This window comes from Mycobacterium sp. E1715, assembly GCF_001667625.1.
GTDB lineage: Bacteria > Actinomycetota > Actinomycetes > Mycobacteriales > Mycobacteriaceae > Mycobacterium.
The window spans coordinates 1-4,797 of record NZ_LZJJ01000241.1; the positions used below are offsets into that span (position 1 = coordinate 1).

Consider the following 4,797-nt stretch of genomic DNA (forward strand, 5'->3'; position numbering starts at 1 on the left):
GGCCGCGGAAGTCAACGGGCAGGTGTTCATCGTGTACGGGCCGCAGGTGACCCTGGTTGCCGCGCCCACGGCGGAGCATCGATTCAGCGCAGAGGGACCGGCCTGGGAGCCCGGGCAACTGAGCGCGACGCTGCAAGAGTACTTTGCTGGGCGGGATCCCGAGCGCAACTTTTCCGCGGTCGGGCTGATGGAGCAATAACCGTGTGAGGTTACTTCCTGGGGGGGAAACAGTGGGTAGAACGTGTGTCAATTCTGGAAAATGTAACGGTGTCTGACCTGGGTAATTAACGTTTTGGACAAAGAAATGCTTTTCATTGACACCTTAATCTTGTTCTGAGTTAATATGATCCGGCTCACATCGAGCCGCATGCGACGGAAGACACCGCTAAGGCGACGCACAGACTTCGCCGCGAGCAGCCGAGGGGGGTAGCCAAGTTGAGGGAACAACTTGCGGTTCCCGCTCGCGCTGTCGGCGGGTTCTTCGAAATGATGATCGACACCGGCCGGCAGACTTTTCGCCGGCCGTTCCAAATGGGCGAGTTCTTGGAACAGACCTGGATGATCGCGCGGGTGTCCCTGGTTCCCACCCTGCTGGTGTCCATCCCCTTCACCGTGCTGGTGGCGTTCACGCTCAACATCCTGCTGCGCGAAATCGGGGCCGCCGACTTGTCCGGCGCCGGAACGGCATTCGGCACCATCACGCAGCTGGGGCCGGTGGTGACCGTGCTCGTCGTGGCGGGCGCCGGTGCGACCGCGATCTGCGCCGACCTCGGTGCGCGGACCATCCGCGAAGAGATCGACGCGATGCGGGTGCTCGGCATCGACCCGATCCAGCGGCTCGTCGTGCCCCGGGTGCTGGCGTCCACGGTGGTGGCCCTGCTGCTGAACGGGCTGGTGTGCGCCATCGGCCTGTCCGGTGGCTACGTGTTCTCCGTTTTCCTGCAGGGCGTCAACCCGGGTGCGTTCATCAACGGGTTGACCGTGTTGACCGGGCTGCGCGAGCTGGTTCTCGCCGAGGTCAAGGCGTTGCTGTTCGGCGTGATGGCCGGGCTGGTCGGTTGTTACCGCGGCCTGACCGTCAAGGGCGGACCCAAGGGCGTCGGCAATGCCGTCAACGAGACGGTCGTGTACGCGTTCATCTGTCTGTTCGTCATCAACGTGGTGATGACCGCCATCGGCGTGCGGATCTCGGCGAAGTGAGTACCCGATGAGCTACGACGTCACCTACCGGCTGCGCAACCTCGCCTCCCGGTTGCAGGAGCCGGTCGACGACTTCGGTGAGCAGGCCTTGTTCTATGGCCAGACGGTGCGTCACATTCCCCACGCGATCACCAAGTACCGCAAAGAGACGGTCCGCCTGATCGCCGAAATGACAATGGGTGCGGGGGCGCTCGTCATGATCGGCGGCACCGTGGGCGTCGCCGCCTTCCTGACACTCGCCTCCGGCGGGGTCATCGCCGTGCAGGGTTACTCCTCGCTGGGCAACATCGGCATCGAGGCGCTGACCGGCTTCCTGTCGGCTTTCCTCAACGTCCGCGTCGTTGCGCCGGTCATCGCCGGCATCGCGCTGGCGGCCACCATCGGCGCCGGTGCCACCGCGCAGTTGGGCGCCATGCGGGTGTCCGAAGAGATCGACGCCGTCGAATGCATGGCGGTGGAATCGGTGTCCTATCTGGTGTCCACCCGATTGATCGCCGGCCTCATCGCGATCATTCCGCTGTATTCGCTGTCCGTACTCGCCGCGTTCTTCGCCGCCCGCTTCACCACGGTGTACATCAACGGGCAGTCCAAGGGTCTTTACGACCACTACTTCAATACGTTCCTCATCCCGTCGGACCTGTTGTGGTCGTTCCTGCAGGCGATCGTGATGTCCATCGCGGTGATGCTGGTCCATACCTACTACGGCTACAACGCGCACGGCGGTCCCGTCGGCGTCGGCATCGCGGTCGGCCAGGCCGTGCGAACGTCGCTGATCGTCGTCGTCGTCATCACTTTGTGCATCTCACTCGCCGTTTACGGCGCGTCCGGTAACTTCAACCTCTCCGGGTAACAGGACCGCTTAAAGGGACATGGCAGAAACAGATACGCGACGTACCTCCGTCCGGCTGGCAGCCGCGGTGCTTGCCAGCCTGTTGGTGGCGTTCGCGCTCGTCACTTACCTGTCCTACTCCGCGGCTTTCGCCTCGATCGACACGGTGACGGTCTCGGCGCCGCGGGCCGGTCTGGTGATGGAGAAGGGCGCCAAGGTCAAATACCGCGGCATCCAGATCGGCAAGGTCGAGGCGATCGACTACGCCGATGACCAGGCCCGGTTAACGCTCGGGATCAACAGCGACGACATGCATTTCATCCCCTCCAACGCGATGGTGCACATCGCGGGGAACACCATCTTCGGCGCCAAGGCGGTGGAATTCCTTCCGCCGCAAAACCCTTCGCCGACGTCGCTGCGCCCGAACGCGCACGTGGCGGCATCGGCGGTGCAGCTGGAAGTCAACACCCTGTTCCAGTCGCTGATCGACCTGCTGCACAAGATCGACCCGGTCGAACTCAACGGGACGCTGAGCGCGCTGTCCGAAGGCCTGCGCGGTCACGGGGACGACTTCGGCGGCATCTTGTCGGGCCTGAACACGCTGACGCGCCAAACCAATCCGAAACTGCCTGCACTGCAGGAGGACTTCCGCAAGGCGGCGGTGGTCGCCAACACCTACGCCGACGCCGCCCCGGATCTCAACACCGTCTTCGACAACCTGCCGACGATCAACAAGACCGTCGTCGACCAGCAGAACAACCTCAACGACACGTTGTTGGCCACGATCGGTCTGGCCAATAACGCCTACGAGACGCTGGCGCCGGCCGAACAGAACTTCATCGACGCGATCAACCGGCTGCGGGCCCCGCTGAAGGTCGCGGCCGATTATTCCCCCGAATTCGGCTGCCTGTTCGCCGGGATCGAGCGCGGCATCAAGGAATTCGCGCCGCTGCTCGGTGTCCGCAAGGCGGGCCTGTTCACGTCCTCGAGCTTCGTGCTCGGCGCGCCGTCGTACACGTTCCCGGAGTCCCTGCCGATCGTCAATGCGTCCGGTGGCCCGAACTGCCGCGGGCTGCCGGACATTCCGACCAAGCAGACCGGCGGGTCGTTCTACCGCGCCCCGTTCCTGGTCACCGACAACGCCAACATCCCGTACGAGCCGTTCACGGAACTGCAGTTCGACGCGCCCTCGACGCTGCAGTTCCTGTTCCACGGCGCCTTCGCGGAACGGGACGATTTCTGATGCCGGCCGGGGCCATGCCGACGCACCGCTCGATGATGATCAAGGTCAGCATCTTCGCGGTAGCCATGCTGATCGTGTCCGCGGGACTGGTGGTGGTCTTCGGCGACTTCCGGTTCGGCCCCGAAAGCACCTACCACGCAACGTTCACCGATGTGTCGCGCCTGAAGGCGGGGCAGAAGGTGCGGATCGCCGGCGTGCCGGTCGGCGCGGTGTCGGGTGTGAAACTGAACCAGGACAACACCATCGACGTGACGTTCGGGCTCGACAAGCGTTATACGCTCTATTCGTCGACGCGCGCGGTGATCCGGTACGAAAACCTGGTCGGTGACCGGTATTTGGAGATCACGTCCGGGCCCGGGGAGCTGCGCAAGCTGCCACCGGGCGGGACGATCAACACCCAGCACACCCAGCCGGCGCTGGATCTCGACGCGCTGCTCGGCGGCCTGCGGCCCGTGCTCAAGGGGCTGGACGCGGCCAAGGTCAACACGATCAGCAGCGCCGTCATCGAGCTGCTGCAGGGGCAGGGCGGCGCGTTGTCCAACGTGCTGGCCGACACCAGTGCGTTCTCGTCGGCGCTGGGCCAGCGTGACCAACTCATCGGTGACGTGATCGAAAACCTCAACACGGTCCTCAAGACCGTCGATCAGCGCAGTGCTCAGTTCTCGGCCAGTGTCGACCAGTTGCAGCAGTTGATCAGCGGACTGGCCAAGAACAAAGACGACATCGCGGGCGCCATCCCGCCGCTGGCCTCCACGACGACGGATCTGACCGAGCTGCTGAAGAATTCACGCCGGCCGCTGCAGGGCATCCTGGAGAACACCCGCCCGCTGGCGACCGAACTGGACAACCGCAAGGCCGAGGTGAACAACGACGTCGAGCAGTTGGGCGAGGACTATCTGCGGCTGGCGGCGCTGGGTGCCTACGGTTCGTTCTTCAACATTTACTTCTGCTCCGTGACGATCAAGATCAACGGCCCGGCCGGTAGCGACATCTTGCTGCCGCTCGGCGGCCAGGTGGATCCCAGCAAGGGGAGGTGCGCTTTTGCCAAGTAACGCAAAGCGTGAGCGCGATCCGCTTCGCACCGGCATTTTCGGCGTGGTGCTGGTCGTGTGCGTCGTGCTCATCGCATTCGGTTACGCGGGATTGCCGTTCTGGCCTCAAGGCAAGGTCTACGACGCCTATTTCTCCGACGCCGGTGGCATCAACCCCGGCAACGCGGTGTACGTCTCGGGCTTCAAGGTGGGCAAGGTGACTTCGGTCGGCCTCGCCGGAGACAGCGCCAAGATCAGCTTCAGTGTGGATCGCCATGTCGCCGTTGGTGATCAGTCGCTGGCCGCGATCCGCACCGACACCATTCTCGGGGAGCGTTCGATCGCGGTGACCCCGGCCGGCAGCGGCAAGGGGACCACGATCCCGCTCAGTCGCACGACCACGCCGTACACCCTGGCCGGCGCGCTGGAGGATCTGGGCCAGAACGCCAACAACCTGAACAAGTCCCAGTTCGAGCAGGCGTTGAACGTGTTGA

At 64.0% G+C, this 4,797-nt stretch carries 5 protein-coding genes and 1 pseudogene; all 6 read left to right on the forward strand.

Features of this window, described 5'->3' with window-relative positions:
• Positions 1-199, forward strand: a pseudogene (locus A9X03_RS12930) (short chain dehydrogenase); the annotation flags it as partial.
• A 236-nt stretch (positions 200-435) separates the two neighbouring features.
• Positions 436-1,200, forward strand: a complete 765-nt coding sequence (locus tag A9X03_RS12935; RefSeq protein ID WP_067280820.1) for an ABC transporter permease — start codon at positions 436-438, stop codon at positions 1,198-1,200.
• A 7-nt stretch (positions 1,201-1,207) separates the two neighbouring features.
• The gene (locus tag A9X03_RS12940) at positions 1,208-2,050 is read left to right on the forward strand and encodes an ABC transporter permease (protein ID WP_067760385.1); all 843 of its coding nucleotides are present in this window, start codon (positions 1,208-1,210) and stop codon (positions 2,048-2,050) included.
• A gap of 19 nt (positions 2,051-2,069) precedes the next feature.
• Complete coding sequence (locus A9X03_RS12945; protein ID WP_067760383.1) at positions 2,070-3,272, forward strand: MCE family protein; 1,203 nt, start codon at positions 2,070-2,072, stop codon at positions 3,270-3,272.
• On the forward strand, positions 3,272-4,324 hold the full coding sequence (locus A9X03_RS12950; protein ID WP_068261376.1) for a virulence factor Mce family protein: 1,053 nt from the start codon (positions 3,272-3,274) through the stop codon (positions 4,322-4,324). Before A9X03_RS12945 ends, A9X03_RS12950 begins: the two co-directional genes overlap by 1 nt.
• Positions 4,314-4,797 (forward strand): MCE family protein (locus A9X03_RS12955; RefSeq protein ID WP_156746548.1); only part of this gene is annotated, 484 nt, incomplete at its 3' end. The genes A9X03_RS12950 and A9X03_RS12955, both read left to right, overlap by 11 nt.